This window comes from Mesorhizobium loti, from assembly GCF_003148495.1.
Taxonomy (GTDB): Bacteria; Pseudomonadota; Alphaproteobacteria; order Rhizobiales; family Rhizobiaceae; genus Mesorhizobium; species Mesorhizobium loti.
The window spans coordinates 260,121-283,565 of the sequence record NZ_QGGH01000002.1; the positions used below are offsets into that span (position 1 = coordinate 260,121).

At 63.1% G+C, this 23,445-nt stretch carries 24 protein-coding genes; 16 read left to right on the forward strand and 8 right to left on the reverse strand.

Translation table 11 applies throughout. The features are described from left to right. The first annotated feature begins 103 nt into the window (after positions 1–103). On the forward strand, positions 104–637 hold the full coding sequence (locus C8D77_RS09765; RefSeq protein ID WP_109661826.1) for a sterol desaturase family protein: 534 nt from the start codon (positions 104–106) through the stop codon (positions 635–637). Between the two features lie 21 nt (positions 638–658). Here C8D77_RS09765 and rsgA read toward each other — a convergent pair whose 3' ends face one another. The 4 genes from rsgA to C8D77_RS09785 all read right to left on the reverse strand — a co-directional run bounded on the left by rsgA (position 659) and on the right by C8D77_RS09785 (position 4,905). Next, a complete protein-coding gene (gene rsgA, locus C8D77_RS09770; RefSeq protein WP_109661829.1) occupies positions 659–1,696 on the reverse strand; it encodes a ribosome small subunit-dependent GTPase A in 1,038 nt (345 codons plus the stop codon). Positions 1,697–1,840: 144 nt separating this feature from the next. After that, positions 1,841–2,716, reverse strand: a complete 876-nt coding sequence (locus tag C8D77_RS09775; protein ID WP_109661831.1) for a carbohydrate ABC transporter permease — start codon at positions 2,714–2,716, stop codon at positions 1,841–1,843. Next, the gene (locus C8D77_RS09780; RefSeq protein ID WP_109661833.1) at positions 2,713–3,603 is read right to left on the reverse strand and encodes a carbohydrate ABC transporter permease; all 891 of its coding nucleotides are present in this window, start codon (positions 3,601–3,603) and stop codon (positions 2,713–2,715) included. Before C8D77_RS09780 ends, C8D77_RS09775 begins: the two co-directional genes overlap by 4 nt. Positions 3,604–3,612: 9 nt before the next feature. After that, positions 3,613–4,905, reverse strand: coding sequence for an ABC transporter substrate-binding protein (locus C8D77_RS09785; protein WP_109661835.1), 1,293 nt, complete (start codon positions 4,903–4,905; stop codon positions 3,613–3,615). A 322-nt stretch (positions 4,906–5,227) separates the two neighbouring features. On the opposite strand from C8D77_RS09785, the gene C8D77_RS09790 reads away from it, so the two are divergent. Genes C8D77_RS09790 through C8D77_RS09820 form a run of 7 tightly spaced genes read left to right on the forward strand, consistent with a single transcriptional unit; the run spans position 5,228 to position 11,540 of the window. Then, positions 5,228–6,499 (forward strand): extracellular solute-binding protein, encoded by a 1,272-nt coding sequence (locus C8D77_RS09790; RefSeq protein WP_109661837.1) that lies wholly within the window; start codon positions 5,228–5,230, stop codon positions 6,497–6,499. A gap of 50 nt (positions 6,500–6,549) precedes the next feature. Beyond that, positions 6,550–7,482 (forward strand): carbohydrate ABC transporter permease, encoded by a 933-nt coding sequence (locus tag C8D77_RS09795; protein ID WP_109661839.1) that lies wholly within the window; start codon positions 6,550–6,552, stop codon positions 7,480–7,482. Further along, complete coding sequence (locus C8D77_RS09800) at positions 7,479–8,336, forward strand: carbohydrate ABC transporter permease (protein WP_109661841.1); 858 nt, start codon at positions 7,479–7,481, stop codon at positions 8,334–8,336. The genes C8D77_RS09795 and C8D77_RS09800 overlap by 4 nt, the downstream gene beginning before the upstream one ends. Beyond that, positions 8,333–9,073 (forward strand): PIG-L deacetylase family protein, encoded by a 741-nt coding sequence (locus tag C8D77_RS09805; RefSeq protein WP_109661843.1) that lies wholly within the window; start codon positions 8,333–8,335, stop codon positions 9,071–9,073. The genes C8D77_RS09800 and C8D77_RS09805 overlap by 4 nt, the downstream gene beginning before the upstream one ends. Further along, positions 9,070–9,945 carry an ROK family protein gene (locus C8D77_RS09810; RefSeq protein WP_109661846.1) on the forward strand — a complete coding sequence of 292 codons (876 nt, stop codon included), beginning with the start codon at positions 9,070–9,072 and terminating at the stop codon, positions 9,943–9,945. Before C8D77_RS09805 ends, C8D77_RS09810 begins: the two co-directional genes overlap by 4 nt. After that, positions 9,942–10,712: a GntR family transcriptional regulator gene (locus C8D77_RS09815; protein ID WP_109661848.1), complete on the forward strand. Its 771-nt coding sequence runs from the start codon at positions 9,942–9,944 to the stop codon at positions 10,710–10,712. The genes C8D77_RS09810 and C8D77_RS09815 overlap by 4 nt, the downstream gene beginning before the upstream one ends. Positions 10,713–10,748: 36 nt before the next feature. After that, positions 10,749–11,540 (forward strand): sugar isomerase domain-containing protein, encoded by a 792-nt coding sequence (locus C8D77_RS09820; RefSeq protein ID WP_109661851.1) that lies wholly within the window; start codon positions 10,749–10,751, stop codon positions 11,538–11,540. Between the two features lie 79 nt (positions 11,541–11,619). On the opposite strand, the gene C8D77_RS37260 is transcribed toward C8D77_RS09820, so the two are convergent. Further along, complete coding sequence (locus C8D77_RS37260) at positions 11,620–11,910, reverse strand: hypothetical protein (RefSeq protein ID WP_146211773.1); 291 nt, start codon at positions 11,908–11,910, stop codon at positions 11,620–11,622. Positions 11,911–11,991: 81 nt separating this feature from the next. On the opposite strand from C8D77_RS37260, the gene C8D77_RS09825 reads away from it, so the two are divergent. Further along, positions 11,992–13,026: a LacI family DNA-binding transcriptional regulator gene (locus C8D77_RS09825; protein WP_109661853.1), complete on the forward strand. Its 1,035-nt coding sequence runs from the start codon at positions 11,992–11,994 to the stop codon at positions 13,024–13,026. Positions 13,027–13,029: 3 nt separating this feature from the next. Here the strand turns inward: C8D77_RS09825 and C8D77_RS09830 are convergent, their stop codons facing one another. The 3 genes from C8D77_RS09830 to C8D77_RS09840 form a co-directional block, all read right to left on the reverse strand. Continuing rightward, a complete protein-coding gene (locus C8D77_RS09830) occupies positions 13,030–13,974 on the reverse strand; it encodes an alpha/beta hydrolase (protein ID WP_109661856.1) in 945 nt (314 codons plus the stop codon). Positions 13,975–13,984: 10 nt separating this feature from the next. Then, the gene (locus C8D77_RS09835; protein WP_109661858.1) at positions 13,985–15,133 is read right to left on the reverse strand and encodes a Gfo/Idh/MocA family protein; all 1,149 of its coding nucleotides are present in this window, start codon (positions 15,131–15,133) and stop codon (positions 13,985–13,987) included. A 267-nt stretch (positions 15,134–15,400) separates the two neighbouring features. Then, positions 15,401–16,162 carry a DeoR/GlpR family DNA-binding transcription regulator gene (locus tag C8D77_RS09840; RefSeq protein ID WP_109661860.1) on the reverse strand — a complete coding sequence of 254 codons (762 nt, stop codon included), beginning with the start codon at positions 16,160–16,162 and terminating at the stop codon, positions 15,401–15,403. Between the two features lie 162 nt (positions 16,163–16,324). Between C8D77_RS09840 and C8D77_RS09845 the strand changes: the two genes are divergently transcribed. The 7 genes from C8D77_RS09845 to C8D77_RS09875 all read left to right on the forward strand — a co-directional run bounded on the left by C8D77_RS09845 (position 16,325) and on the right by C8D77_RS09875 (position 23,440). After that, positions 16,325–17,125 (forward strand): beta/alpha barrel domain-containing protein, encoded by an 801-nt coding sequence (locus C8D77_RS09845; RefSeq protein ID WP_023756676.1) that lies wholly within the window; start codon positions 16,325–16,327, stop codon positions 17,123–17,125. Positions 17,126–17,128: 3 nt separating this feature from the next. After that, a complete protein-coding gene (locus tag C8D77_RS09850; RefSeq protein WP_109661862.1) occupies positions 17,129–18,112 on the forward strand; it encodes a PfkB family carbohydrate kinase in 984 nt (327 codons plus the stop codon). A gap of 56 nt (positions 18,113–18,168) precedes the next feature. Further along, positions 18,169–19,314 carry an ABC transporter ATP-binding protein gene (locus C8D77_RS09855; protein ID WP_109661864.1) on the forward strand — a complete coding sequence of 382 codons (1,146 nt, stop codon included), beginning with the start codon at positions 18,169–18,171 and terminating at the stop codon, positions 19,312–19,314. Positions 19,315–19,424: 110 nt separating this feature from the next. Next, complete coding sequence (locus C8D77_RS09860; protein ID WP_109661866.1) at positions 19,425–20,672, forward strand: ABC transporter substrate-binding protein; 1,248 nt, start codon at positions 19,425–19,427, stop codon at positions 20,670–20,672. A 138-nt stretch (positions 20,673–20,810) separates the two neighbouring features. Next, on the forward strand, positions 20,811–21,707 hold the full coding sequence (locus C8D77_RS09865; protein ID WP_109661869.1) for a carbohydrate ABC transporter permease: 897 nt from the start codon (positions 20,811–20,813) through the stop codon (positions 21,705–21,707). 5 nt (positions 21,708–21,712) lie between these two features. After that, on the forward strand, positions 21,713–22,555 hold the full coding sequence (locus C8D77_RS09870; RefSeq protein WP_109661871.1) for a carbohydrate ABC transporter permease: 843 nt from the start codon (positions 21,713–21,715) through the stop codon (positions 22,553–22,555). Positions 22,556–22,618: 63 nt separating this feature from the next. Beyond that, positions 22,619–23,440 carry a sugar phosphate isomerase/epimerase family protein gene (locus tag C8D77_RS09875; protein ID WP_109661873.1) on the forward strand — a complete coding sequence of 274 codons (822 nt, stop codon included), beginning with the start codon at positions 22,619–22,621 and terminating at the stop codon, positions 23,438–23,440. Positions 23,441–23,445: the final 5 nt, after the last annotated feature.

The following is a 23,445-nucleotide window of genomic DNA, read 5'->3' on the forward strand; positions in this document are numbered from 1 at the left end:
AAGGGATTGCGACGCTATGTCTGGCGCGTCTGCATTGCACCTCACGCGCGAGTCCGGCAATCTGACACCATCGCTTATTTGGCGGCACGAAGGCTAGGTGACGATGCAACTCGGTCTTATTGGCTACTATAGCGACTTCGTGGTGTATCCGCTGGTGATCGCCGTGCTGGCAGTGGCCGGATTGCTTGAGGCCGGCGAAGAGAGTGCGCCAGGCTGGATAGGTACGGTCCTCGCCTGTCTCGGCCTCTGGACGCTGACCGAATACCTCCTGCACAGGTTCGTCCTTCACCACATTCCCTACATCAAGGACCTGCATGATCGTCATCATGTCGAGGAGCGCAGTTCGGTGGGCACGCCGACCTGGCTCAGCCTCGGGGTGCATGCCCTGGTCGCGTTTGTGCCCGTTTGGGTGGTCTCGGACTTCGCAACCGCGAGCGCGGTAAGCTGCGGGCTGATGCTGGGGTACCTCTGGTACATCAGCGTCCACCATATGATTCATCATTGGCATCCCACCCATCCGAGCTACCTCTACACGCTCAAGCGCCGCCACGCCGTGCATCATCACATCGACGAATCGGTTAATTTCGGTGTTACGTCGGCACTTTGGGATCGGGTCTTCGGTACGGCGCGGCTCTGAAGCCAGTTCAGCCTCGGCCGTTCAACGCCTTTTGCCGCGACCCCCGGGTGACTTCGCGCCGCGAGGGCCGCTCTGAACCGGCGTGTTGTTCTGGTTTTCGTCGGACAGTTTGCGCCAACGGGCAAGGCGCTCCGGGTCGAGCGTCCCGGCCTTCAGGGCCGCCTGCACCGCGCAGCCTGGCTCATGCACATGCGTGCAGTCGCGGAACTTGCACAGCGGGGCGAGCTCGGTGATTTCGGCAAACAGCGTGTCGATGCCATAGCCGACATCGCTGACCTGCAGCGTCCGCATGCCCGGCGTGTCGATCACCCAGCCGCCGCCGGCAATGGAATGCAGCGATCGCGACGTGGTGGTGTGGCGTCCCTTGGAATCGTGCTCGCGAATGCCTCCGGTCTGTTGCGGCGATTGCTGCGCCGATCCGGCCAGCGTGTTGACCAACGTAGACTTGCCGACCCCGGAGGAGCCGATCAGCGCCACCGTCTGGCCAGCACCACACCAGGCAGCCAAGACGGTTGCCGCATCCGATGTGCGGGGATTTAGCATCACGACCGGCAATCCACGCTGCAACGCCGCAGCCTGCCTTTCATACGCCTCGGCGTCTTCAGCGGTGTCGGCCTTGGTCAGCAGGATCACCGGCGTCGTTCCGGCCTCATTGGCCAGCGCCAGATAGCGCTCGAGCCGGGCGGGATTGAAGTCTGCATTGCACGAGGTGACGATGAACAGTGTGTCGACATTGGCCGCGGCAAGCTGCGGCACCCTGCCGCCCTGGGTGCGGCGTTCCAGCACCGTCTTGCGGGTCAGGCGGCGCTGGACCAGGTGCTCATGCCCATCGACCAGCACCCAGTCGCCGACGGCATAGTCACCGGTGTTCGCCTGTGCCGGCAGCGTCAGATCGACCGGCCCTGCCTGGGAGAGGCCGGTCAGGCGGTCGCGATGGACCGTGGCGATCCGCGTCGGGACGAAATTGGCGTCGCCGGGTTCGAGCTGGTCGCCGAAAAATTCCGTCCAGCCCAGGCTGGCGAGCGATGGCGTGGAGTGATCCGTCACGGCTTTGACCACGGCGTCGCGGACATTAGACAGTATCCCTGGCAAAATCGAAGGAGAGGCGGACCACGACCTCGGGCGGGCGATTGCCCTGCTGTATGGGCGGCATGACGGCATTTGGCAAGCAGGGCCGTGGTCCGAGCGGCAAGCTTCTGCAGCTTATCCCTTGATCGCGGAGCCGACGATGGAATCGACGAAAAAGCGCTGCAGGAAGACGAACAGCAGCAGCGGCGGCAGTACGGCGAGCGTGGCGCCGGCCATCACCAGGCCGGTGTTGACCGCGCCCCTGTTGTAGCTGAGCAGGCGGCTGAGGCTGATGACGATCGGATAGGCGTCCGCATTGCCCTGCAGCACGGTCAGCGGCCACAAATAGCTGTTCCAGTGATAGACGAAGGCAAACAGCGCCAGTGCCGCGATCGCCGGCGCGACGCTCGGCGCCACAATCTTGAACAGGATCAGCAGCTCCGACGCGCCATCCATGCGCGCGGCGTCGATCAGATCGTCCGGCACGCCAGCGATGAATTGGCGCATCAGGAAGATGCCGAAGGCATTGGCGAGATTGGGTACGATGATGCCCGCCAGGCTGGCGTTGAGCCCGATCGATCCGACGAGGCGGTAGAGCGGGATCAGCGTCACGATCGGCGGCAGGAACATGGTGGCGATCAGCACCGAAAACAGCAGCGACTTGGCGGGGAAGTGGTATTTGGCGAAGGCGTAGCCGGCCATCATGCTGGTGAGGAGGATGCCGGCGGTCGTGATCGAGGCGATGACCAGAGAGTTCCACATCGAGCGGCCGACATTGACCACGCCCGAAACCTTCTCATAGGCGTCGAGGCTCGGCGTGCCGGGGATCCACACCGGTGGCACCTGCATGCTCTCGGCCGGGGTTTTGAGACTCGACAGCACCATCCACAGCAGCGGGAAGGCCGAGGCGACGGCGACGAGCAGCATCAGCGTTGCCAGCAGCGCCTTGCGGCCCGACGGGCGTCTGCGCGGCAACCAGCTCGACGATCCGGAAAACCCCCGCGCCGTCATTCGTCGTCCTTCCGGTTGACCAGGGCGAACAGCGCGCAGACCACGACGATCAGCGACAGCATCAGCATGACCGCCATCGCTGAGCCCAGCCCGCCCTGCGCGCGCTCGATGCCGACGCGGCGGATGTGGTAGGTCAGCACATTGGTCGAGCCGACCGGCCCGCCCTGGGTGATGAGCGCGACCGGCTCGAACACCTGCACCGCGTTGATGATGGCGATGACGGCGCTGAACAACAGCGTGCGCCGCAGCAGCGGCAGGGTGATGAAGCGGAACTGCTCGCGCCGGTTGGCGCCGTCCAGCTTTGCTGCCTCATAGAGGCTGCCGGGGATCTGCGTCAGCCCGGCGATCGCCAGCACGGTGAAATAGCCGACCTGCTGCCAGACATTGAGGAAGACGATCGACAGCAGCGCCGAGCGCGGCGAGGACAGCCACGGCTGCGGGCCGATGCCGATCAGGCCGAGCATCTGGTTGAGCGGCCCTTCGCTCGGCGAATAGAGTTTTGACCAGACCAGCGCCACAGCGATCATCGGCACCATGTAGGTGGCAAACAGCACGGTTCTCAGCGCCGTGCCGCCGGCGACGTCGCGCTGATAGACCATCAGCCCGAACACAACGGAAAGCGGCAGGATCAGGATGACCGACAGCGCCGTGTAGATCGCGGTGTTGGCAAGCGCGCCCTTGAAGTCACGGCCGACCGAGGTCGGGCCAAAAATCTCGCGGAAATTGTCGAGGCCGATGAAGCTTGCACTGGAAAACGGTGTCTGCGTCGACCAGTCCTGGACAGACAGCCAGACGGTAAGCAGCATCGGCAAGAGGACAAAGACGCCAATCAGCGTCACGGCGGGCGCCAGCATGATGCCCGCCGAGGCACGGTACCTGTTGATCATGGCTCCAGTCTACTTGGCGGCGCGCTCCAGGATAGAGGTGGCGTCGGCCTGCGCCGTCGCCTGAGCATCCTTGGCCGAGACCTGGCCATACTGCAATGCTTCGAGCGTCTGCTGCAGGGATTCGCTGAACTCCTGACCACCCGGCACCACCGGGAAGGGCTTTGCATCGGCCAGCACGCTGACATAGCCGGACAGGAACTCGGAGCCGAGCTTGTCCTTGTGTGCCTCGATATCGGACAGGCGCGACGGTAGGATGCCCATCGACATCAGGATGTCGGACATCGCCGAGGCGCCGTTCTTGCCAGACTTCGGATTGTTCAGCCAGGCCAGGAAATCCCAGGCCGCCTTCTGCTCGGCCGCGCCGGCATTGGCGTTGACCACGGTCATCCAGGAATAGGAGATCGAATGCGGCTTGTCGCCGCTCGGGCCGACCGGGATCGGCGCGGTGGCGATATCAGCGAACTTGTCGCCCATGCCGCTCTTCAGCGCGCTCTCCCACCAGTTGGCCATGATGATCATGCCGGTCTTGCCGGAGACGAAATTGTCGAGGAACGGGCCGGTTGTGTTGGCGTCGGCCGTCGCCATGGCGGGCACGCTGGCGCCCGACTTGATCAGGTCTTCGTAGAGCTGGAAGGCTTCAGTGGCCTGCGAGCTGTCCAGTACCGGCTTGCCGTCCTTGACCAGATCGCCGCCGTTGGACACCAGCAGCGAGGCGAAGGGGTGGACGACGCCCGCCGCCCAGGAATTGATCATGCCAAAACCCTGCTGGCCGGCATCCTTGTTGGTCAGCTTCTTGGCCGCGTCCTTGAACTCGTCCCAGGTCTTCGGGGCAGCAGTGATACCGGCCTGCTTGAACAGCGCCTTGTTGTAATTCAGCGCGTAGACGTCGATCTCGTTGGGAATGCCGTAGAGTTTGCCGCCGACCGAGGCGGCGCTGACGACGCCCGCCGGCCAGGCGTCCTTGACCTCGCCGGCGACCGCATCGGGGGCAGGCGCGACAAGCTTGTCGCGGGCGAGTTCGGGCAGCCACAGATCGTAGATACCGCCGATGGTCGGGCCGTCCGAGCCGCCGCCCTGGGAGCGCAGCGTGGTCAAGAGATCGCCGAACGGAACGGCGCGTACGGTGACGCTGACGTCGGGATTGGTCTTCGCATAGTCCTTGGCCGCCGCTTCCAGCAGCGCGACGGTCTCGGGCGACCAATGCGTCAAATAGGAGATGTTGACCGATTGCGCCCAACTGGTGACGGGCAGGAGCGCCAGGCTCGCGGCCAGGGCCAGTTTCGAAGTCCAGGCAACAGACATTCCTCATCCTCCACTTGGCATATCGATCGCGATGACGTTATGACAACATGAGACGATGGCGCAAGTGTCTGTTTGCGAAAAAGCTATGGATGACATCCAGCAGAATTTCCTTGCAGCAGCTTCGGCGGGAAATTTATGTATATTTAACAGTGAATTATGTCGAATTCTTGGGCGAAAGAGCCTGCCATCGCCGTTTCGCAGACGCGCCAGACCTCTTGCGAATGGCGCTATGTCGTTATAATGACTTTTCCGAGCGATTGACTCTTTCGCGGTGCCGAAGCGCCGCGAAACGCCAAGGACTGAGAACAATGGGAGACTGGCAATGAGCATGCTTTCGATTCACCGACGCGTCGCACTTGGCCTGATCGGCGGCCTTGCCGCCGCTTGCACCGGCATCCTTTCCACCGTGCCGGCGAGGGCCGACAGCACCGTGACGCTATGGAGTTGGCGCACCGAGGACGAAGCCGCGATGCGCCGCATCTTCGACGCCTTCGAGGCCAAGAATCCAGGCATCAAGGTCAACATCCAGTTCACGCCGGATGCCGACTACCAGAATCGGCTGAGCACGGCGCTGCGCGGCGGCCGCGGTCCGGATATCGCCCAGCTCAAGGCCTATGGCGAATTGCAGCCCTTTGTCGATGCCGGCTATCTCGATGCGCTCGACGACAGCGTGCCGGAGCTGAAGAACATGGCGGACGCGGCCCTTGGCGGCGCGCGCGGCCGCACCGACGGCAAGGTTTATGGCGTGCCTTATTCAGTGCCGATGATGGGTGTGTTCTACAACCAGGACATCTTTGCCGCCCAAGGCATCGAGATACCCAAGACCTACAAGGATTTCGTCGCCGCCTGCGACAAGCTGAAGGCGGCCGGCATCACGCCGATCGCCACCGGCGGCGCCAATGGCTCGGCCTGGGAACTGGAGATCGCCGTCGGTGTCGTCGGGCCTACCATCTACGGCCCCGGTTTCTACGACGAGATGATGACCGGCAAGGCGACCTTCGAGGACCCGCGCTATGTCGCGGCGCTGAAGCGTTTCGCCGAGCTGAAGCCTTATTTCCCGGATGGTTTCGCCGGCATCGACTACACCACCGCGACGCAGCAGTTTATCGGCGGCAAGGCGGCGATGTTCCTTGGCGGTTCGTTCGAGAACGGCAGTTTCAAGGCGCAGAACCCGAAGCTGAAATTCTCGATCTTCCCGTTCCCCGCCGATGATGCGGGGGCAAAACTCTACACCTCGGCCTTCTCCGACGGTTCCTATGGCCTCGTTTCCGAAAGCGCCAACAAGGAAGCCGCCACCAAGGTGCTGGGCTTCATGGCCTCGGCCGAATTCGCGCAGATGTTCGCCGATGAGCTCGGCTGGCCGCCGGCCCGCACCGATGTCACGGTGAAGGACCCGGTGCTGGCTGAGATGATGGAGATGTCAAAGAATTCGACGCCCTACCTGACGCTGGTCGGCTTCCGCTGGCAGTCGCCGACGGCCTCCTCGGTGCTGCAGTCGGAGATCATCGACATGGTCGAAGGCAACATCGCGCCGGAGAAGCTGGCGGCCGACATGCAGGCCGCTGTCGCCACCTGGTTCAAGCCGAAGCAGTAGGAGTCGGCCGGTCGCATCGCGGCCGGCCTCTCACGGACAAAAAACAGCGCATGAGCAACCTTCGCCGCACCAGCAGCCTTCGCCGCACGCAGCAGCGCATGGCTGTGCTGTTCATCCTGCCGGCGTTGGCGGTCTATGCGCTGTTCGTCCTCTATCCCTTGGCGATGTCGCTATGGGGCAGCTTCTTCATCTGGAAGGGGCTGCGCATGGTCGAGTTCGCCGGCCTGTCGAATTTTTCGCGGCTGTTTATCTTCCCCAGTGGCGCCCGGCTCTACGGCGCGCTGTGGCACAACACCGCCTGGTTCTTCGGCATCATGGTCTTCCAGAACGGCATCGGGCTGTTGTTCGCCTGGCTGCTGTTCCTGCGAGACAGGGGCGCTGCCTTCTTCCAGTCGGTCTTCTTCTTCCCGGCGGTGCTGAGCCCTGTCATCGTCGGCGCGCTGTGGCGCCTGTTGCTGGCCCCGGGCGGCGTCGTCGAATGGGCGCTCAACGGGCTTGGCCTGCATCAGGGCAGCCTGACCGTGCTCGGCAACAGCCATACGGCGCTCACTATGCTGATCGCCGTCGACGCCTGGAACTGGATGGGCCTGCCGGTGCTGATCTATACCGCCGGCCTGCGCCAGATTTCCGGCCAGATCTTCGAGGCGGCAAAGCTCGACGGCGCAGGCAATGCGCGCATGCTGTTTTCGATCGCGCTGCCGCTGCTGATGCCGGCCATCGGCACGCTGACGACGCTGTCGTTCATCAACACCTTCAACCAGTTCGACATCGTCTATGTGATGCAGGGCGTGCAGGGCAATCCGAGCTATTCGACCGACACGCTGGTGACCTATTTCTACCGGCTGGCCTTCGGCGCGGAGGGGGCGGTCGGCATCACCGATATCGGCCTGGCTCTGGCGCTGGGCACCATGCTGTTCCTGATCCTCAGCATCGGCACGCTCATGATGCTGCGCTTCTTCGACCGCCGCACGGTGCAGCTATGAGCGCGCTGGCGATTTCGCAAAGGCCCGCCATCTCGCGGCGAATTGCGCGGCTGCCTGGATGGACTGTGCTGGTCGTGTGGGCGGCTGCCGTTCTGCTGCCGCTCTACATTCTCGTTATCTCCTGCTTCAAGACCACGGCCGAGATCTACGACAACCGGCTCGGTCTGCCCAAAAGCTTTGCCTTCGACAATTTCGTCAACGCCTGGACGCGTGCTCACCTCGGCCAGAACTTCGTCAACAGCCTGATCGTCACCGGCGGTGCGGTGGTGCTGACCATCGTCGTCTCGGCCATGGCCGCCTATCCGCTCAGCCGCTACCGGCTGGGCTGGAACGGCCTCATGCTCGGCCTGTTCCTGGCCGGCATCATGCTGCCGATCCGGCTCGCTTCGGTCGAACTGTTCACGCTGATGCGCAATCTCGACCTGCTCGATTCGCTCACCGGCCTGATCCTCGTCTATTCGGCGATCCGCATTCCCTTCGCCGTCTTCATCTTCGCCAACTTCATGCGTGTGCTGCCCTCCGAACTCGACGAAGCGGCGCGCATGGATGGCGCCGGTGAGGTCCGCATCCTGTTCCAGATCATCCTGCCGATGGTGAAGCCGGCGGTGTCGATCGTCGCCATTTTTACCGCGATCGCCGTGTGGAACGACTTCTTCTTCCCGCTGATCTTCATCTTCGACGACCGCTACAAGACCGTGCCGCTGGCGATCAGCGTCTTCGTCGGCCAGTTCCGCACCGACTGGGGCCTGGTGTTTGCCTCGCTGGCGATCTCCATGGCGCCCATCCTGATCATGTATTGTCTGCTGGCCCGCCAGATTCGCGAAGGCGTCGGCGCCGGGGGAGGCATGAAATGATCGAGGACAGGATCTACGCCGCAAGCTCCATCCTGGTGGCGGGCGCGCACGCCTTCGACGCCGAGGTCATCGCAGGCCCGCTGGCGGCCGCTGCCGTCAAGCGCGGTACGACCGTGACCTTCCTGCACCTGACCATGGGCGAACAGGGTCACCCCTGCCTCATCCCCGAGCACTATTGCGTGCAGAAGGAAGAGGAAGCGGGCAGGGCGGCTGCCCGGCTCGGCGTCACCATGCGTAGCCTTGGCCTGCGCGACGCTTTCCTGCCTTCAGACGACCAGACGGCGCTCGAGGTGTGCGATGTCATTCGCGAGTTGAAACCCGAGATCGTCATCACCCATTGGCACGGCAGCTGGCACAAGGACCATCGCGCCGCCGCGCATCTGACGCAGACCGGCATCTTCTTCGCCGCACTGCCGACTGTTGCGAGCGACCATGCGGCGCATACACCGCAATTGCTTTTGTTCGGCGAGAACTGGGAGGACGATGACGGTTTCCGCCCCGAGCATCTCGTCGATGTCAGCGACGGCTTCGAGGCGTGGAGCGAAGCGGTCCAGGAATACGAGCTGGCGCGCGGCCTGAGCAGCTTTCCCTATGTCGACTATTACAGCGCGCTCTACCGGCTGCGCGGCTGCCTGCGCGGCACGCGCCATGCGCAGGCTTTCGCGGCGGCGTCGCATTCGTGGAATGCCGGCAGCGGTCTGTTCTCACCGCCGTTCGGCAAGGGGCCTGGCCGATGACGCGGGTTCTGGCTATCGATCTCGGCGGCACCAATCTGCGCGCCGCCGTCCATACCGGCGATGTGCGCATGCTGGAGGCGCTAAGCCGCGAACCGGCGCCGGCAAACCTCGACGCCTTTGTCATCCGCATCCGCGCGCTGTGCGCCGAGGCGGGTGCGGTGGAGGCGCTGGGCATCGCGGTGCCCGGCCTGGTCGAAGGCTCGATCTGTCGCTGGGTCCCGAACCTGCCCTGGCTCGACAGTGTCGATGTCGCGAGACTGTTTCCGGGCCTGCGCATCGCGCTCGGCAATGACGCGCAGATCGCCATGCTCGCGGAAGCCGTCGAAGGCAGTGCGAAAGGCATGTCCGACGCGATCCTGCTGGCGATCGGCACCGGCATTGGTTCCGCCGTGCTGGCCAACAGCCGCATCGTCGCCGGCGCCCGTGGCGGCGCCTGCTCCTTCGGATGGGCCTGCGCCGACACAGAGGATCAAGGCGAGGAGCGTAGCGGCTGGCTGGAGCGCGTCGCCTCCGGCCGGGCGCTCGACGCCCTTGCCCAGCAGATAGGCCTGGCGGATGGCGGCAGGCTGATCGAAGCCGCCCGGGCCGGCGAGAAGGCGGCACTTGCCGCACTGGAGGCGCCGGCGCGTCGGCTCGGCACTGCGCTGGCCGGCGCCGTCGCGCTGCTCGATCCGCAGGCGGTGCTGATCTCCGGCGGCCTGGCGGAAGCGCTGGACATGATCCGGCTGCCGCTGCTTGCCGCGATGCAGCGGCAACTGCCGCCGCATCTCAAGCATATTGTTCTGCGACCCGGTCAATTCGGTTCTCGCGCGGGTCTCGTCGGGGCGGCGCTGGCCGGGCTCGCGGGAAGAGAGTGGAGGCAGGTGCGATGAGCGAAGCAAGCTTTCAGCAACCGGATCGCAGACGACCGGAGCCGCTCTGGTATCAGGTCGAGGAAGCGATCCGCGCCATCGTCAAGAGCGGCGAATGGGCGACGGGCGATCAGATCCCAGCCGAAGACAGGCTGTGCGCCCTGTTCGGGGTCAGCCGCATCACGCTGCGCCACGCCTTGCGCAATCTCGAGGAGGCCGGGCTGCTGCGGCGCGAGCATGGCCGCGGCACCTTCGTGCGCTCGACCACGCTGGTCGCCGGCACCCGCGAGCTGACCAGCTTCACCCAGGAGATGGGCAATATGGGCGTGGTCGCAGGCTCGCGCCTGCTCGATTGCGGCCTGACCACGGCCAATGCCGCGGCGGCCGGTGCGCTGGAGATCGAGGAGGGCGATCCGGTGGTGCGCATCCGGCGCCTGCGACTCGGCAACAGCGAACCGATCGGTATCCAGACGGCGCAGCTCTCGGCCGTGCGCGTGCCTGGTTTCCTCGACGCCGGCTTGCTGCAGGGATCGCTCTACGAGGCGCTGGAGCGCCATTACGGCATCGTGCCGGTGGCGGCGCGCGAGAATTATCGCGTCGGCGCCGTCGGTGCTGCGGATGCCGAATTGCTTGATCTCCCGGTTGGCAGCCCCGCCTTCGTCGTCGAGCGCATCACCACCGACGAGCGCGGTCCGTTCGAATTCACCGTCTCCATCATGCGTGGTGACCGCTACGAAATCCGCTCGACGCTGCGCGCCGGGCGCGTCCCGTCAACCCCAAGAAGCTGATCCATCCCAAGCCGACACTTAAACAGGAGTACCCACGTGTCCGATCTCTACATCCACCGTCTCGCAGCCCTCATCGACCAGGCGGCGAAAACCAACGAAGAAGCCTTCGGCCAGGCCGCCAGCCGCTTTGCCGACACGCTCGAGGGCGGCGGGCTGGTCCATCTCTACGGCTCGGGCCATTCGGTGCTGCCGGTGCAGGAAGTGTTTCCGCGCTACGGCAGCTTTGTCGGTTTCAACCCGCTGACCGACCCGCGCGTGATGTGGCACAACGTGCTCGGCGCCGGCGGCGTGCGCGAATTGCTGTGGCTGGAGCGGACCGAGAAATACGCCGAAAAATTCCTCGACCACCAGCCGCTCAACAAGGGCGATTCGATCATCATCTTCGGTCACAGCGGCCGCAATTCGTCCGGCATCGACACAGCGCTCTATGCCAAGAAGCGCGGCATCTTCGTCGTCGCGGTGACCAGCAAGAACAACCTCGACAAGCCGGCGACGCACTCCTCCGGCAAGCGGCTTGCGGACGCGGCCGACCTCGTCATCGACACCTGTTCGCCGATCGAGGACGCGATCGTGCCGGTCGAAGGCTGGAGCCGTCCGGTCTCGGGTTCGTCGACCGTGCTCGCCATGATCCTGGCGCACGAACTGATCGCCCGCACCGCGGAAGCGCTGTCCAAGCGCGGCATCGAACTGCCGGTCTTCGCCTCGCCGACGATTGCCGGCGTGACGCTGCACGATACCGACGTCATCTACGGCGTCTATCGCGAGCGCATGCTGGAAGCCCAGAAAAAGCACCTGCCGACCTTCCAGGCGACGATGCGCGGCGAATGATCGAATGATAATTGCGATCGGGAGGCGCCGCGTGCGCCCCCCGATTGACTGCTACCGTCTCAGCAGGTTGCGCGCCATTTCACGGCCCAACCACGCCCGCATGCCGGAAAAGCCCGCGCCGCACGGCAACCGCTTCTTCGCGGCGCCGCGCATGCCCGCCCGTTGCGCTGGCTTGAATACCTCGCACTCCTGTCACCCGCCAATCAGCCGATCCCTGGCCTTTGGCGCGATACCCCCTGTCACGATCGCCTAGTGCTTGCATCGATGCGCCTTTTGATTTCAGGGCGTCAATAAATAATTTGACGTACGTAATGTTTTTGCGTTGTATTGGGAACTGTGAAAATTTGACTGAATAAGTTCGGTCGAGCATTGCCGCTCCCGGGCAACGGCCGCATGACTGTGACGGCCGGATCGGTCCGGCAGGCGAATGGGGAAGGGAACTGAAATATCGATGGCGGAGAAGACGCACCGCACGATGGATGACTTCGCCCAGGCATGCGGCGTGTCACGGCCGACGCTGTCCAAATATTTCGACGATCCCGCAAGCGTGAAGCCGGCGACGCGGGCGCGCATCGAAGCCGCCCTGCGTTCTTCGGACTATCAGCCGAACCTTTTCGCCCGCAACCTCAACCGCAAGCGCACCCGCAACATCGGCATCGTCGTGCCGACGATCACCGATCCGTTCTACGCCGAGATGGTCAGCCGTATCGAATTTCGCTGCCGCGACGAGGGCTATTGGCCGATCGTCATCTCCTCGCATGGCTCGCCGAAGCTGGAAGCGGAGTCGGTCAGGACGCTGCTGTCCCTGAAGGTCGCCGGCGCGATCATCGCCCCGCTCGGCCTTGCCTCCGACCGCAGCGTTTTCGACAAGCTCGGGCAGGACATTCCGATCGTCTATTTCGACACCTATATCGAGGGCGATACGCCGTTCGTCGGCAATGACAACCGGCAGAGCGTGTCGACCATCGTCGACTATCTGTGTCGCTCGGGCGAGCCGCCGGCCTATCTCGACATTCCGCATGTCAACCACAACTCCGGCGAACGCCAGGAGAGCTACATCGTCGCGATGGAGACCGCCGGGTTCAAGCCGGTCGTCATCGAGGCCGCGCGCGATTACACTTGGGACTTCGAACGCATCGGCTACGAGCAGACGGAAAAAATGCTGGAGACCGGGACCTTGCCTGGCCGCACCATCCTGTGCGCCAATGATCGTCTCGCCTTTGGCGTGATGGCGGCCGCCTACTCGCGCGGCCTGAAGGTCGGCCGCAGGCCCGACTGCGACCTGCGCGTTGCCGCGCATGACGACCATCCGCTGAGCCGCTACACCTGCCCGGCGCTGACCACCATGGCGCAGGATTTCACCGCCATGGCCGGCCGCAGCGTCGAGATTCTGCTGGCTCTGCTGGACGAGGCCGACCCGCCAAAGCAGGGCCTGGCGCGCACGGTCAAGCTTGGCGCCACCCTGGTGATGCGTCAGTCGGCCTGATCGTCAGCGACCCCTCTCGAATTGGCGCAAGGCAGCCACCGCCTCGGCCACCGCTTGCCGGGCAGCGGGAATATGGCGCCCCATCGAGACGAAGCCGTGGATCTGGCCCGACCACTGCCGCAGGATCACAGGCACGTCCGCGGCTTGCAGGCGCGCCGCATAGGCGGCCCCTTCGTCGGCGAGGATGTCGCAGCCGGCCAGCGCCACGAAGGCCGGCGCGACGCCGGCAAGATCAGGCGCCAGCAAGGGCGAGACGCGCCAGTCCATGATGTCGTCGGGCGTTCGCACATAATGGTCGCGGAACCATGCCATGGTGGTTGCGGTGAGCCCGAAGCCTTCGCCGAAACGCTGGTAGCTGTCCGATGTCTGCCGTGCATCGGTGTTGGGGTAGATCAGGATCTGCGTGGCAAGCGGCGGAGCGAGCCCATCGCGGGCGAGCAACGCCAGCACGGCGGCGAGATTTCCGCCGGCGCTGTCGCCGGCAACGCCGATGCGCGCCTTGTCGATGCCGAGATCGGCGGCGCTCTGCGCCATGAAGCGAAGTGTCGCCAGGCAATCCTCCAGCCCGGCGGGAAATTTGTGTTCCGGCGCCAGGCGATAATCGGGGCAGACAATGACGGCGTTGCCGAGATTGGCCATTGAGCGGCAGATCTCGTCATGCGAATCGAGATTGCCGATGACCCAGCCGCCGCCATGCAGATAGAGCAACGCCGGCGCCCCGCTTTGCGGTGCGCCGGTGCCGCGATGGATGCGGAGCGTAATAGGCCCGTTCGGCCCGTCGATCTGCTGTTCCAGGGTCGTTGCGACCGGCTCGTGCTCGCCCTGCAGCGTCGGAAACGAGGCGTTGTAGGCAGCACGCGCCGCCGCCACGCTGCCGTTCTCGAAAGGCTCGCCGCCGGCCGCGCGACCGATGTCGAGGACGCGCCGCGCATCCGGATCGAGTGTCATGGTCATGTCCTCAGGCCAGCAGGTCGCTTGCCTCTTCCTCGGTCAGCAGGGCCGGCTGGACGACATCGCCCGAGACGGCGACCGAGCCCTGTGTTTCACCGGAGCGCAGGATCGCCTCCATGATGTCAAGCACATGCAGCGCGAGGCTGCCGGAGGCGCGTGGCGTGTTGCCGGTTTGAAGCGAGCGCACCAGATCGGCGACACCGAGCATGCGGTAATTGGCGCGGTCGGGTGCCGCGTAAGGCCAGTTGCGGGCGCCATAGAGCTCGCCTTCGCTGGCGAAATCCTTCCACTCGGTGCCGCGTTCGGACAGCGACACGGTGCCGCCGAACGTGTCGGGGTCGGGCAGGCGCAGCGAGCCCTCCGTGCCGTGCAGTTCGATCGGATGGTTGGAGTGGCGAAAGACATCCCACGACGCGCCGAAGGTGACGGTCGCGCCGGAGCGGAACTCGAGCAGCGACAAAACGTTGGTCGGCGTGCCGACCTTGAATGTGGTGTTCTTGAATGGCCCGTCGGCGGTGATCAGCCTTTCCTCCTGGCCGCGTGTCGCCATCGCCATCACCCGCTCGACCGGGCCGAGCAGGTTGACCAGCATGGTCAGATAATATGGCCCCATGTCGAACACCGGGCCGCCGCCGGGCTGGTAGTAGAATTGCGGGTTGGGATGCCAATGCTCCATGCCGCGCCCCATCATGAAGGCGGTGCCGGTGACCGGGCGGCCGATGGCGCCGTCGTCCATCAGCCGGCGAGCGCGGCGTCCGGCGGCACCGAGAAAAGTGTCGGGCGCAGAGCCGAGCAGCAGGCCGCGCGACCGCGCCTCGTCGACCAGGCGCCGTCCGTCGGCGGCCGAGGTGGCGAGCGGCTTTTCGGTGAAGACGTGCTTGCCCGCTGAAAGCGCTGAAAACGAAATGTCGAAATGCGCCGCCGGAATGGTCAGGTTGAGGACAAGATCGATCTCGGGGTCGGCCAGCAGCGCATCGACGCCGAGGGCCCTTATGCCATATTCCTTGGCCCGCACCGTCGCCATGTCGGCCGAGATATCGGCGCAGGCGCGCAATTCGATGCCGCCGAAGAGGGCGGCATTGCGCAGATAGGTCATCGAGATATTGCCGCATCCGATGACGCCGATCCCGAGTTTGGTCGTTGATATCCCGTGCATTTTCGATCGTACCTCCCAATGCGCCATGGTCTGCCGGATCCGCCCAGCCGGCGACGGATCGCCTTCGCAAAGGGCTATACAACATTTTAAATATTGACGCGCGTAAAATTTTTATGCAACATGCGAAAATGCTGGCGCGATATCGGGAGGCTGCCAGCCCTGGGAGGAGAAAATGACAGACGTGAAAAAACGGCCGACCGCCGATGGGGATCCCGTGGGCTATGAGCGCATTGGATATTTCCGTCACGGCCAGGGGCCGCGACGGGGTCAGGCATAGATCACCTTGGCCCCGGTCCTATCAAGCTGGCGGCGTATCGGGTCGGACAGGCCATCGTCGGTAATCACAACATCGACGCTCGACAGCGAAAAGGCCTTGGAGGTCCCGCTGACGCCCCATTTGCTCGAATCCGCAAGGAGGACAACGCGCCGGGCCATGCGCACGAGGTTTCGCTTCGTTCGCGCCATGTCTTCGTTCACGTCGACCACATCCAGTGACGAGTCAATCGCATGCGCTCCAACAAAGACCTGATGCGCTACCAAGCCGCCGAGAGCCGTGTCGGCATCGGTGATCAGCGTGCTCACCGTGTCTGGATAGACCCGGCCACCGATCATGTGAACGTCGAGCCCGGGCCGATGCATCAGATGCTGCACGATATTCATCGCCGTGGCCGCGACCACGACATTGCTGAGCGGCGGTAACAGCATGGCAACCTGCATCAATGTCGAGCCGCCGTCGAAGATAACCGATTGGTTGTCCTCGAACAGTTCTACCGCTGCCCGGGCGATGCGTTTCTTTGCATCGAGGTTTGTTTGCATTCGCCGGGCGAACGCGGCTGTGGTCGAATCCGTGGTCCGGGTCACCGCGCCTCCACGGGTCTTGGTCAGCAGTCCCTTGCGGTCCAGAATCTCGAGGTCGGAGCGCACCGTGACTTCCGACACGCCAAAATCGTCTGACAGGTCCTTGATGCGAACCTGTCCGCTGCGTTGCACTTCACCCAGGATCGATTGGCGTCTCTGCTCTGACAACATTGCCCTGTCCTTGCCTCCATGCGCCAAGCGATCGCTTTGGCCTCGGTTCACTCTATCAAAAATATGCGAATTCGAAAGCTTTCGAAAGATTGCATTTATCATTTCTTTCGCAAACACTGGGTCCAGGGTTTTTAAATCAATCGATTGGAGAGTTTTGGACTCATGAGCCTCGGAACCAAGGTGCGCCTGGCGCGCCTCTTCTCACACCCATCGGGAAATCTTTTTGGCGGCGCGGTCGACCACTTTGTCGGCTATGGCGACGTGCGCAAAGGAGGTCTTGCCGACCTGCCGGGCGCGCTTGCACGCGTCATGGTGGGCAAACCCGACTACGTCAGCATCCAGCCTGGCACCGCGCGTCATCTATGGCCGCAATACGCCGGCAAGGCTTCCCTGGTGATCCAGGCCGGCTGCTTCACCCCAGACGATCGCATCAGTGAACTGATTGCAACGCCCGAGGATGCGGTGCGCGCTGGCGCCGATGCGTTGGCCGTGGCCATTCCGGTGCGCGGCGCGACCGAGGGCAAATACATACGCTGGCTGACCGATTCGGTGAATGCGGCGGCCCGTTACGGCATGCCGGTGGTGGCGCATATCTACCCTCGCGATTTCACCGACGGGGCAAAAATCGTCTTCACCCCCGACGAGATCGCCTATGCGGCACGCATCGGCTACGAGTCCGGCGTCGACGTGATCAAGATCGGTTATACCGGCGATTTCGAGTCGTTTCGAGAGACCGTTCGGACCTGCCCGGTGCCGGTTGTGATCGCCGGTGGTCCGAAGACAGACACGCTGCTCGGCGCCCTTCAGCAGACGGCGGACGCCATCCGTGCCGGCGCGCGCGGTGCCGTGGTGGGCCGCAATCTCTGGGGGCATGGCGATCCGGAAAAGGCAGCGATTGCCTTTCGGGGCGTCATCCATGACGGCCTTTCGGCGCAAGACGCCTTGGCGAAGGCGGGTGCCTGAACGATGCCAACCGTCCCTTCAATCCTCGGCTTCGGAGCTATTGCGATCGACGACATCGTCTATGTCGATCAGCCGTTGTCGGCGGGCAAGGGGAAGGTCCTGCAAAGTGCCCGAGCTTTCGGGGGAAATGTCGCGACGGCACTTGCCGCCGTCGCGCGGCTCGGCGGAACCGCCGGGTTCGTCGGATGGCTGGGCAGTGCCGCGGATGACGCCGTGCTGTGCGATCTCGCTGCGAGCGGCGTTGAAACCGTGTTCGCGCCGCGCCACCCGCACGCGCGCCCGGTGCGCTCGCGCATCACCGTCGGTTCGGATGGGGAGCGGTTCATCGCGTATGACGACGAAGCGATGCTGGGCACCGCGCCGGACTTTCCGGACGGGGTTCTCAGCCGCGCGACCGTCCTGATCGTCGACAGCTATGCGATCCGGTCGCTGGATGTCGTGGCTCGGGCTAGCGATCTCGGCCTTGCGATCCTCGGCGATATCGAATGGAGCAGCGGCCCAGCCACGGAGCGGCTGATCGGGCTCTGCGACCACCTCATTCTTCCCCTGGGCTTTGCGCGGACCGCTACGGGCTGCCGATTGCCCGCCGAGATGCTCGATGCATTGTGGTCGCCGTCGCGATCCGCCGTCGTTCTGACCGATGGCGGCAGGGGCGTGTACTATCGCGGACGCGACGAGATAGGGCTCTGGCACCTGCCTCCGCACCGGGTTGCAGTCGTCGACTCGACCGGCGCCGGTGACTGCTTTCACGGCGCCTATGCCCATGCATTGACGCGCGGTGCCGACACCGCAGGCCGGGTCGCATTCGCCGCCGCGGCGGCCGCCCTTTCGATAACCGGGCGGGGCGGGCGCGAGGCACTTCCGACCGACGACCAGGTCACGGAACTCCTGGCATCGACGAACGCGCCGTCGGCAGTCGAACTGAAATATGCGCGGCTCGATACCGAAACATTGCCCGAACTATCCGAGGAAAATATTCGCAGGTGAACATAGGCCGAGGACAATCATAAAAATCAGTGGCTTAGACTTGTGGAGGGAGGAATATGGCAGAAGTCGTTCTTGAGAATATCTGCAAGACATACGGGAACAATTTTCACGCAATCGACCAATTGAACCTGTCGGTCGAGGACGGCGAGTTCTTGATTCTCGTCGGGCCTTCCGGCTGTGGCAAATCCACCGCGTTGCGGATGATCGCGGGATTGGAGGACGTCACCAGCGGCAGCCTGCGGATCGGTGGCGTCGACGTCGTCGACATGCCGCCCAAGGACCGCGACATCGCGATGGTCTTCCAGAGCTACGCCCTCTACCCGCATATGACGGTGTTCGAAAACATCGGCTTTTCGATGCGGCTGGCAGGCAAGTCGAAGGCCGAGCGCAAGAAGCGCGTGGACGAGATCGCCAAAACCCTTCAACTGACGTCTCTGCTGGACAGCAAACCCGCGAACCTTTCAGGCGGACAGCGTCAAAGGGTTGCCATGGGCCGCGCCATGGTGCGCGAGCCGGCAGCCTTTCTCATGGACGAACCCCTTTCCAATCTGGACGCGAAACTGCGTGTTCAAATGCGCGCCGAAATCACCAGCCTGCAAAAGCAGCTCGGCGTCACGACCATATATGTGACCCACGACCAAACCGAAGCCATGACGATGGGCGACAGGGTCGCGGTGTTGAAAGGCGGCGTGCTGCAGCAGGTCGACACACCCAAGAGGCTCTATGAATCGCCGGTGAACGCCTTCGTTGCCGGCTTCATCGGGTCTCCTTCGATGAACCTTTTCGAGGCGACCCTGACGGGCGACGAACTGATGTCCGGCGCGTTAGCCATCCGGCTGCAGGATGCAGCCTTCGTGCGCAGGCCGGGCTTGAGGTCGTATGCGGGGCGCAAGGTCGTGTTCGGGATACGACCGGAGGATCTCTATGACAGCAGCCTCGAATCCGGCCGCAAGTATCAGACGATACCGGCAAAGGTGACCTCGATCGAAGAACTTGGATCCGAACAAATCGTCCATCTCAACATCGATGCGGTCCGAGTGGACTCCGGCGACCCGGACGCAGTGCAGGATTTCGGCCTGGCGTCGAACGCGGTGGCGAAATTCGAACCGGTCAGCACAGTCCGCTCCGGCTCGGAAATCCGGTTGGCCCTGGATGACGCCAAGCTCCATTTCTTCGATCCCGAGACGCATCTGGCGATCTGAATATCCGCGGCAAGGCCCGCAGGCGAGGGTGAGGCGCCTGCGTAAGAAGACTTCTGAATAACCAGACGATCGTCCGCATTGTGCGGTCGATCCCAAAGAAGGAGGAGAAAATGATGTTTCGTATTAAACCCGCGATGCTGAAAATAGCCGCGGCCGCATGGTTGCTTGGCGCAACCGGCGCCATGGCGGACACGACGCTGGAATTCACCCAATGGTGGGAGCCCGAATTGCCGGCTGGCTCGCTCAGGGCGATCATGGATGACTTCGAGGCCGCAAACCCCGGAGTCAAGGTGACGCTGGTCAGCGGCCCCTACGCGACCACGCGAGACCAGATCTCGGTTGGTGCTGCAACCGGAACGCTCAGCGACGTCGTCGGTCTCGACGGTGCCTGGGTGAACAATCTGAATGCGCAGAACGCACTCGCCGACATGAATCCGATGATGGATGCGAGCGGTTTCGACAAGAGCCAGGTCGCGGACATCATCAAGGTGGACGGCAAGGCGGTGATGTTTCCCGTGGCTTCCTTCGTCTATCCGGTCTTCGTGAATTTGGACCTCGCCGCCCAGGCAGGCGTGACCAAGCTGCCGTCGACCCGTGCGGAGTTTCTGGAAGCCGCCAAGAAGATGACGAAGGCCGACAAGAACCAGTATGGCTGGGTGCTGCCCCTGTCGCTGCAAACGCCATCCGGCGTCCAGAACGACATGATGTCGTGGGTTTGGGCTTCGGGTCAGTCGATGATGGCGAACGGCAAGCCAGACCTTGAGGGCAAACCGGTGGTGGATATGCTCACCTTCGTCAAATCACTCAACGACGCCGGCACCATCTCGCCCGGCATCGCCACCAAGACCGAGCAGGAAAAGGTCGAGGAGTTCGTCAACGACCGCGTCGGGATGATGATCGACTCGCTCGCGCATGTGAACCTCATCCGCAAGCGCAATCCCAAGCTGAACTTCGACCTCATCCCGGTCCCTGTCGTGGAAAACTATACCGGCAAGCGCGGCCTTCCCTATGCCTCCTGGGGCATAGGCATCTCTGCTGCCTCGAAACATCAGGAAGAGGCCTGGAAACTCGTCCAATATCTGATGAGTGAAAAGGTGAACGCCAAGCTCGTGTCGCTTGCAAACGCCTTCCCGGGCAACGTCAACGCCAAGCCCGACTTCGTGACCTCGGACAAGGCTTTCGGCAAGGCTTTTGAAATCTTCAAGACCGGTTATCTCGCCAATGAGTTCACGGGCCTACCGGTGGCTGAAGACCTGATGACCCAGTTCGACGTGCAAGCCCAGAAGATGCTCGCCGGCGAGCAGTCTCCCGAACAAGCCGCCGCCGCCGCTCAGAAGGGCTGGATGGCGAAATTCTGATCGGCCTGTTCCCGTTTGCTATCTTCGACCGGGTGGCCTGACTTCGGGCAGGCCACTCGGCAACAACGGATCGGCAATTTGAGATGAACCTGTTTTTGAAGCTTACCTTCTCTTGAAGGCGTATCCCAAGGTTGGCACATGACCCGGCAAAAACGCTCCCACCACAAGCTGAAGCGAGCGGTCGCACCCTACCTCTATCTGTCGCCTTCGCTGCTCATCATCGGGCTGCTGATGCTGCTGCCGATGGTGACGGTGATTGCCTACTCGTTCCAGAACAGTGCGGTGCTGCGTCGTGACCCATCCTTTGCCGGACTGAAACACTACCAGGCGATCTTCGACGACCCCGTGTTCTGGGCTTCGCTGTGGCACACGCTCTACTTCACATGCATGAGTGTCATTTTCCACATGACCATCGGCATGGCCTTCGCGCTCATGCTGAACAGCGACCGCATTAATCCGACGCTGCGCAATATTCTGCGCGTGCTCTACATACTGCCCTGGCTGTTCACCGCGGTGATTATCGCCGTGATCTGGCGCCTCCTGCTTGAGCCGAACGGTGTCGTGAATAGCATTCTCATGCAAATCGGCATCATCGGTTCCAAGGTCGAATGGTTTTCCTCGCCTCAGACCGCGCTGCACGCCGTCACCTTTGCCAATATCTGGGCGGGCTATCCGCTCTTCATGGTCAGCCTGCTCGCGGGTTTGCAGGGCATTCCCAAGGATTTCTACGAGGCCGCCGATATCGACGGGGCGAAAGCCTACCAGAAGCTGATCTTCATCACCATCCCGCAGCTGATGCCGATCATCATCAGCATCTCGCTGCTCGACTTCATCTGGACCATGCAGGTCTTCCCGTTAATCTGGATAACGACGGGCGGTGGCCCGATCTACTCGACCGAGGTCCTCAGCACCTACACGTACAAGCTGGCGTTTTCGAGCTACAACCTGTCACAGGCGTCGGCGAGCGCCGTGGTCATCCTGCTGATCTCTCTCGGCCTGACGCTGTTCTACATCCGTTATCAGAAGGCTCGGTAGTCACCATGAGGAAACGAAACTCTGGCAAAGACAAGCTGATCACTGTCGCGCTGCATGTTGCTCTTGCGGCTGGACTGTTCTTCGCAGCCTTCCCGATCTACTGGATGCTCAGCAGCTCGTTCAAGTCGAACACCGAAATCTTTGCCCTGCCACCAACCATCCTGCCAAAGGCCTTCACGCTGGAAGCGTATGCAGCCATCCTTGGCGACCCGGTAAAGCTGCGTTTCTTCTTCAATAGCTATTTCGTGGCGGGATCGGTGACCGTGCTGACGGTGCTGATCGCCTTGCTGGCGGCCTACGGGTTCAGCCGCTTCAACTTCCGCGGCAAGGGCAGCCTGAACACAATCATCATCAGCACGCAGACGATTCCGCCGATCACACTTTTGATCCCCTTCTTCGGGCTTGTCGTCTCATACGGTATCTTCGATACCTACGTCGCACTGATCCTGACTTACCTGGTGTTTACACTGCCGTACGCGATCCTGCTGATGACGGGATATCTGAACACCTTGCCCCGCGATCTCGATGAAGCCGTGGCTGTCGATGGCGGCACCAGTTGGACAGCGCTTTGGCGGGTGATCGTCCCGATTTCACTGCCTGGTATCGTGGCGACGTCGGTCTACACCTTCCTGTTGTGCTGGAACGAATTTCTCTTTGCGCTGACGCTGACGAAGTCAACGTCCATGCGCACCGTCCCGATCGGCATCCAGCTGTTGATGGGGCAGCACGCCTTCGAATGGAACCAGATGATGGCGATGAGCGTGCTCGGCTCGCTACCGCTCTTGCTCATCTACCTCGTTGCCCAGAGGTACTTCCTCGCCGGCATGACCGCAGGCTCGGTCAAGTAGGATGTCCTTCCCACGGCGACGCAGAGTGGCATCAAGCAATAAGCGGAATCAAGGAATGAAAGTATGAACGTGAAAGACCTCAAAGTCGGCTGCCAGACCTTCACCTGGGAAATGCTTGGCAAGGCCTGGACTGGCGGCCCCGACGATCTGTTGAAGGCGATCGCCGATGGCGGCTATGCCGGCATCGAGATCACCGACACCATGATCGGCCACTATGCCGGCAAGCCAGCGGAATTCGCCGCCGCGCTGAAGGCGTCCGGTTTGATGCTGGTCTCCTTCGCCTTCGGCTCGAACAGTGGTTTTACGCTGAAGGAGAAGATCGGCACCGACCTCGATACCGCCAAACGCTGGATCGACTTCGCCGCTGCCTTCCCAGGCGCGCTGGTGTCGATGGGCTCTGCGACGGTGGTCTCCGATGGTCCGCGCGACGACAAGTTCGCGATCGCGGCCGAGGTCTACAACAAAGCCGGCGAACTCGGACGCAAGGCCGGCGTCGATGTTGCCGTGCATCCAAGCTCGCACCACAACACGCTGCTGTTCGACCGCACCGACTACGACACGATCTTTGCCTTGCTCGACCCCGATCTGGTCGGCTGGGTGCCGGATACCGGCCATATCCTGCGCGGCCACAAGGACATGGCCGACACGCTGCGCACCCACCGCGACCGCATCCGCTACATCCACTTGAAGGACGTCGATGCCAACGGCACCTGGGCCATGCTCGGCAAGGGCGTCTGCGACACGCCTGCGGTCATCGAGATTGCAGGCACCGCGCCACGCTTCAACGGCTGGCTGGTGCTGGAGGAGGAATCCGAGACGGCCGCCGCCGATCCCGCCGGCGCGGTGAAGACCAACCGCCAGACGATGCGCTCCTACAGCGCCTGAAGAAC

Excerpts from the sequence above, each read along its gene's own strand:
- C8D77_RS09865 (WP_109661869.1), top strand. The coding sequence starts at position 20,811 with ATGACCCGGCAAAAACGCTCCCACCACAAGCTGAAGCGAGCGGTCGCA.
- C8D77_RS37260 (WP_146211773.1), bottom strand. The coding sequence starts at position 11,910 with ATGCTCGACCGAACTTATTCAGTCAAATTTTCACAGTTCCCAATACAA.
- C8D77_RS09840 (WP_109661860.1), bottom strand. The coding sequence starts at position 16,162 with ATGTTGTCAGAGCAGAGACGCCAATCGATCCTGGGTGAAGTGCAACGC.
- C8D77_RS09800 (WP_109661841.1), top strand. The coding sequence starts at position 7,479 with ATGAGCGCGCTGGCGATTTCGCAAAGGCCCGCCATCTCGCGGCGAATT.
- C8D77_RS09860 (WP_109661866.1), top strand. The coding sequence starts at position 19,425 with ATGATGTTTCGTATTAAACCCGCGATGCTGAAAATAGCCGCGGCCGCA.
- C8D77_RS09850 (WP_109661862.1), top strand. The coding sequence starts at position 17,129 with ATGCCAACCGTCCCTTCAATCCTCGGCTTCGGAGCTATTGCGATCGAC.
- C8D77_RS09845 (WP_023756676.1), top strand. The coding sequence starts at position 16,325 with ATGAGCCTCGGAACCAAGGTGCGCCTGGCGCGCCTCTTCTCACACCCA.
- C8D77_RS09790 (WP_109661837.1), top strand. The coding sequence starts at position 5,228 with ATGAGCATGCTTTCGATTCACCGACGCGTCGCACTTGGCCTGATCGGC.
- C8D77_RS09870 (WP_109661871.1), top strand. The coding sequence starts at position 21,713 with ATGAGGAAACGAAACTCTGGCAAAGACAAGCTGATCACTGTCGCGCTG.
- C8D77_RS09830 (WP_109661856.1), bottom strand. The coding sequence starts at position 13,974 with ATGACACTCGATCCGGATGCGCGGCGCGTCCTCGACATCGGTCGCGCG.
- C8D77_RS09795 (WP_109661839.1), top strand. The coding sequence starts at position 6,550 with ATGAGCAACCTTCGCCGCACCAGCAGCCTTCGCCGCACGCAGCAGCGC.
- C8D77_RS09765 (WP_109661826.1), top strand. The coding sequence starts at position 104 with ATGCAACTCGGTCTTATTGGCTACTATAGCGACTTCGTGGTGTATCCG.
- C8D77_RS09785 (WP_109661835.1), bottom strand. The coding sequence starts at position 4,905 with ATGTCTGTTGCCTGGACTTCGAAACTGGCCCTGGCCGCGAGCCTGGCG.
- C8D77_RS09805 (WP_109661843.1), top strand. The coding sequence starts at position 8,333 with ATGATCGAGGACAGGATCTACGCCGCAAGCTCCATCCTGGTGGCGGGC.
- C8D77_RS09825 (WP_109661853.1), top strand. The coding sequence starts at position 11,992 with ATGGCGGAGAAGACGCACCGCACGATGGATGACTTCGCCCAGGCATGC.
- C8D77_RS09815 (WP_109661848.1), top strand. The coding sequence starts at position 9,942 with ATGAGCGAAGCAAGCTTTCAGCAACCGGATCGCAGACGACCGGAGCCG.
- C8D77_RS09835 (WP_109661858.1), bottom strand. The coding sequence starts at position 15,133 with ATGCACGGGATATCAACGACCAAACTCGGGATCGGCGTCATCGGATGC.
- C8D77_RS09775 (WP_109661831.1), bottom strand. The coding sequence starts at position 2,716 with ATGACGGCGCGGGGGTTTTCCGGATCGTCGAGCTGGTTGCCGCGCAGA.
- C8D77_RS09780 (WP_109661833.1), bottom strand. The coding sequence starts at position 3,603 with ATGATCAACAGGTACCGTGCCTCGGCGGGCATCATGCTGGCGCCCGCC.
- C8D77_RS09810 (WP_109661846.1), top strand. The coding sequence starts at position 9,070 with ATGACGCGGGTTCTGGCTATCGATCTCGGCGGCACCAATCTGCGCGCC.
- C8D77_RS09855 (WP_109661864.1), top strand. The coding sequence starts at position 18,169 with ATGGCAGAAGTCGTTCTTGAGAATATCTGCAAGACATACGGGAACAAT.
- C8D77_RS09875 (WP_109661873.1), top strand. The coding sequence starts at position 22,619 with ATGAACGTGAAAGACCTCAAAGTCGGCTGCCAGACCTTCACCTGGGAA.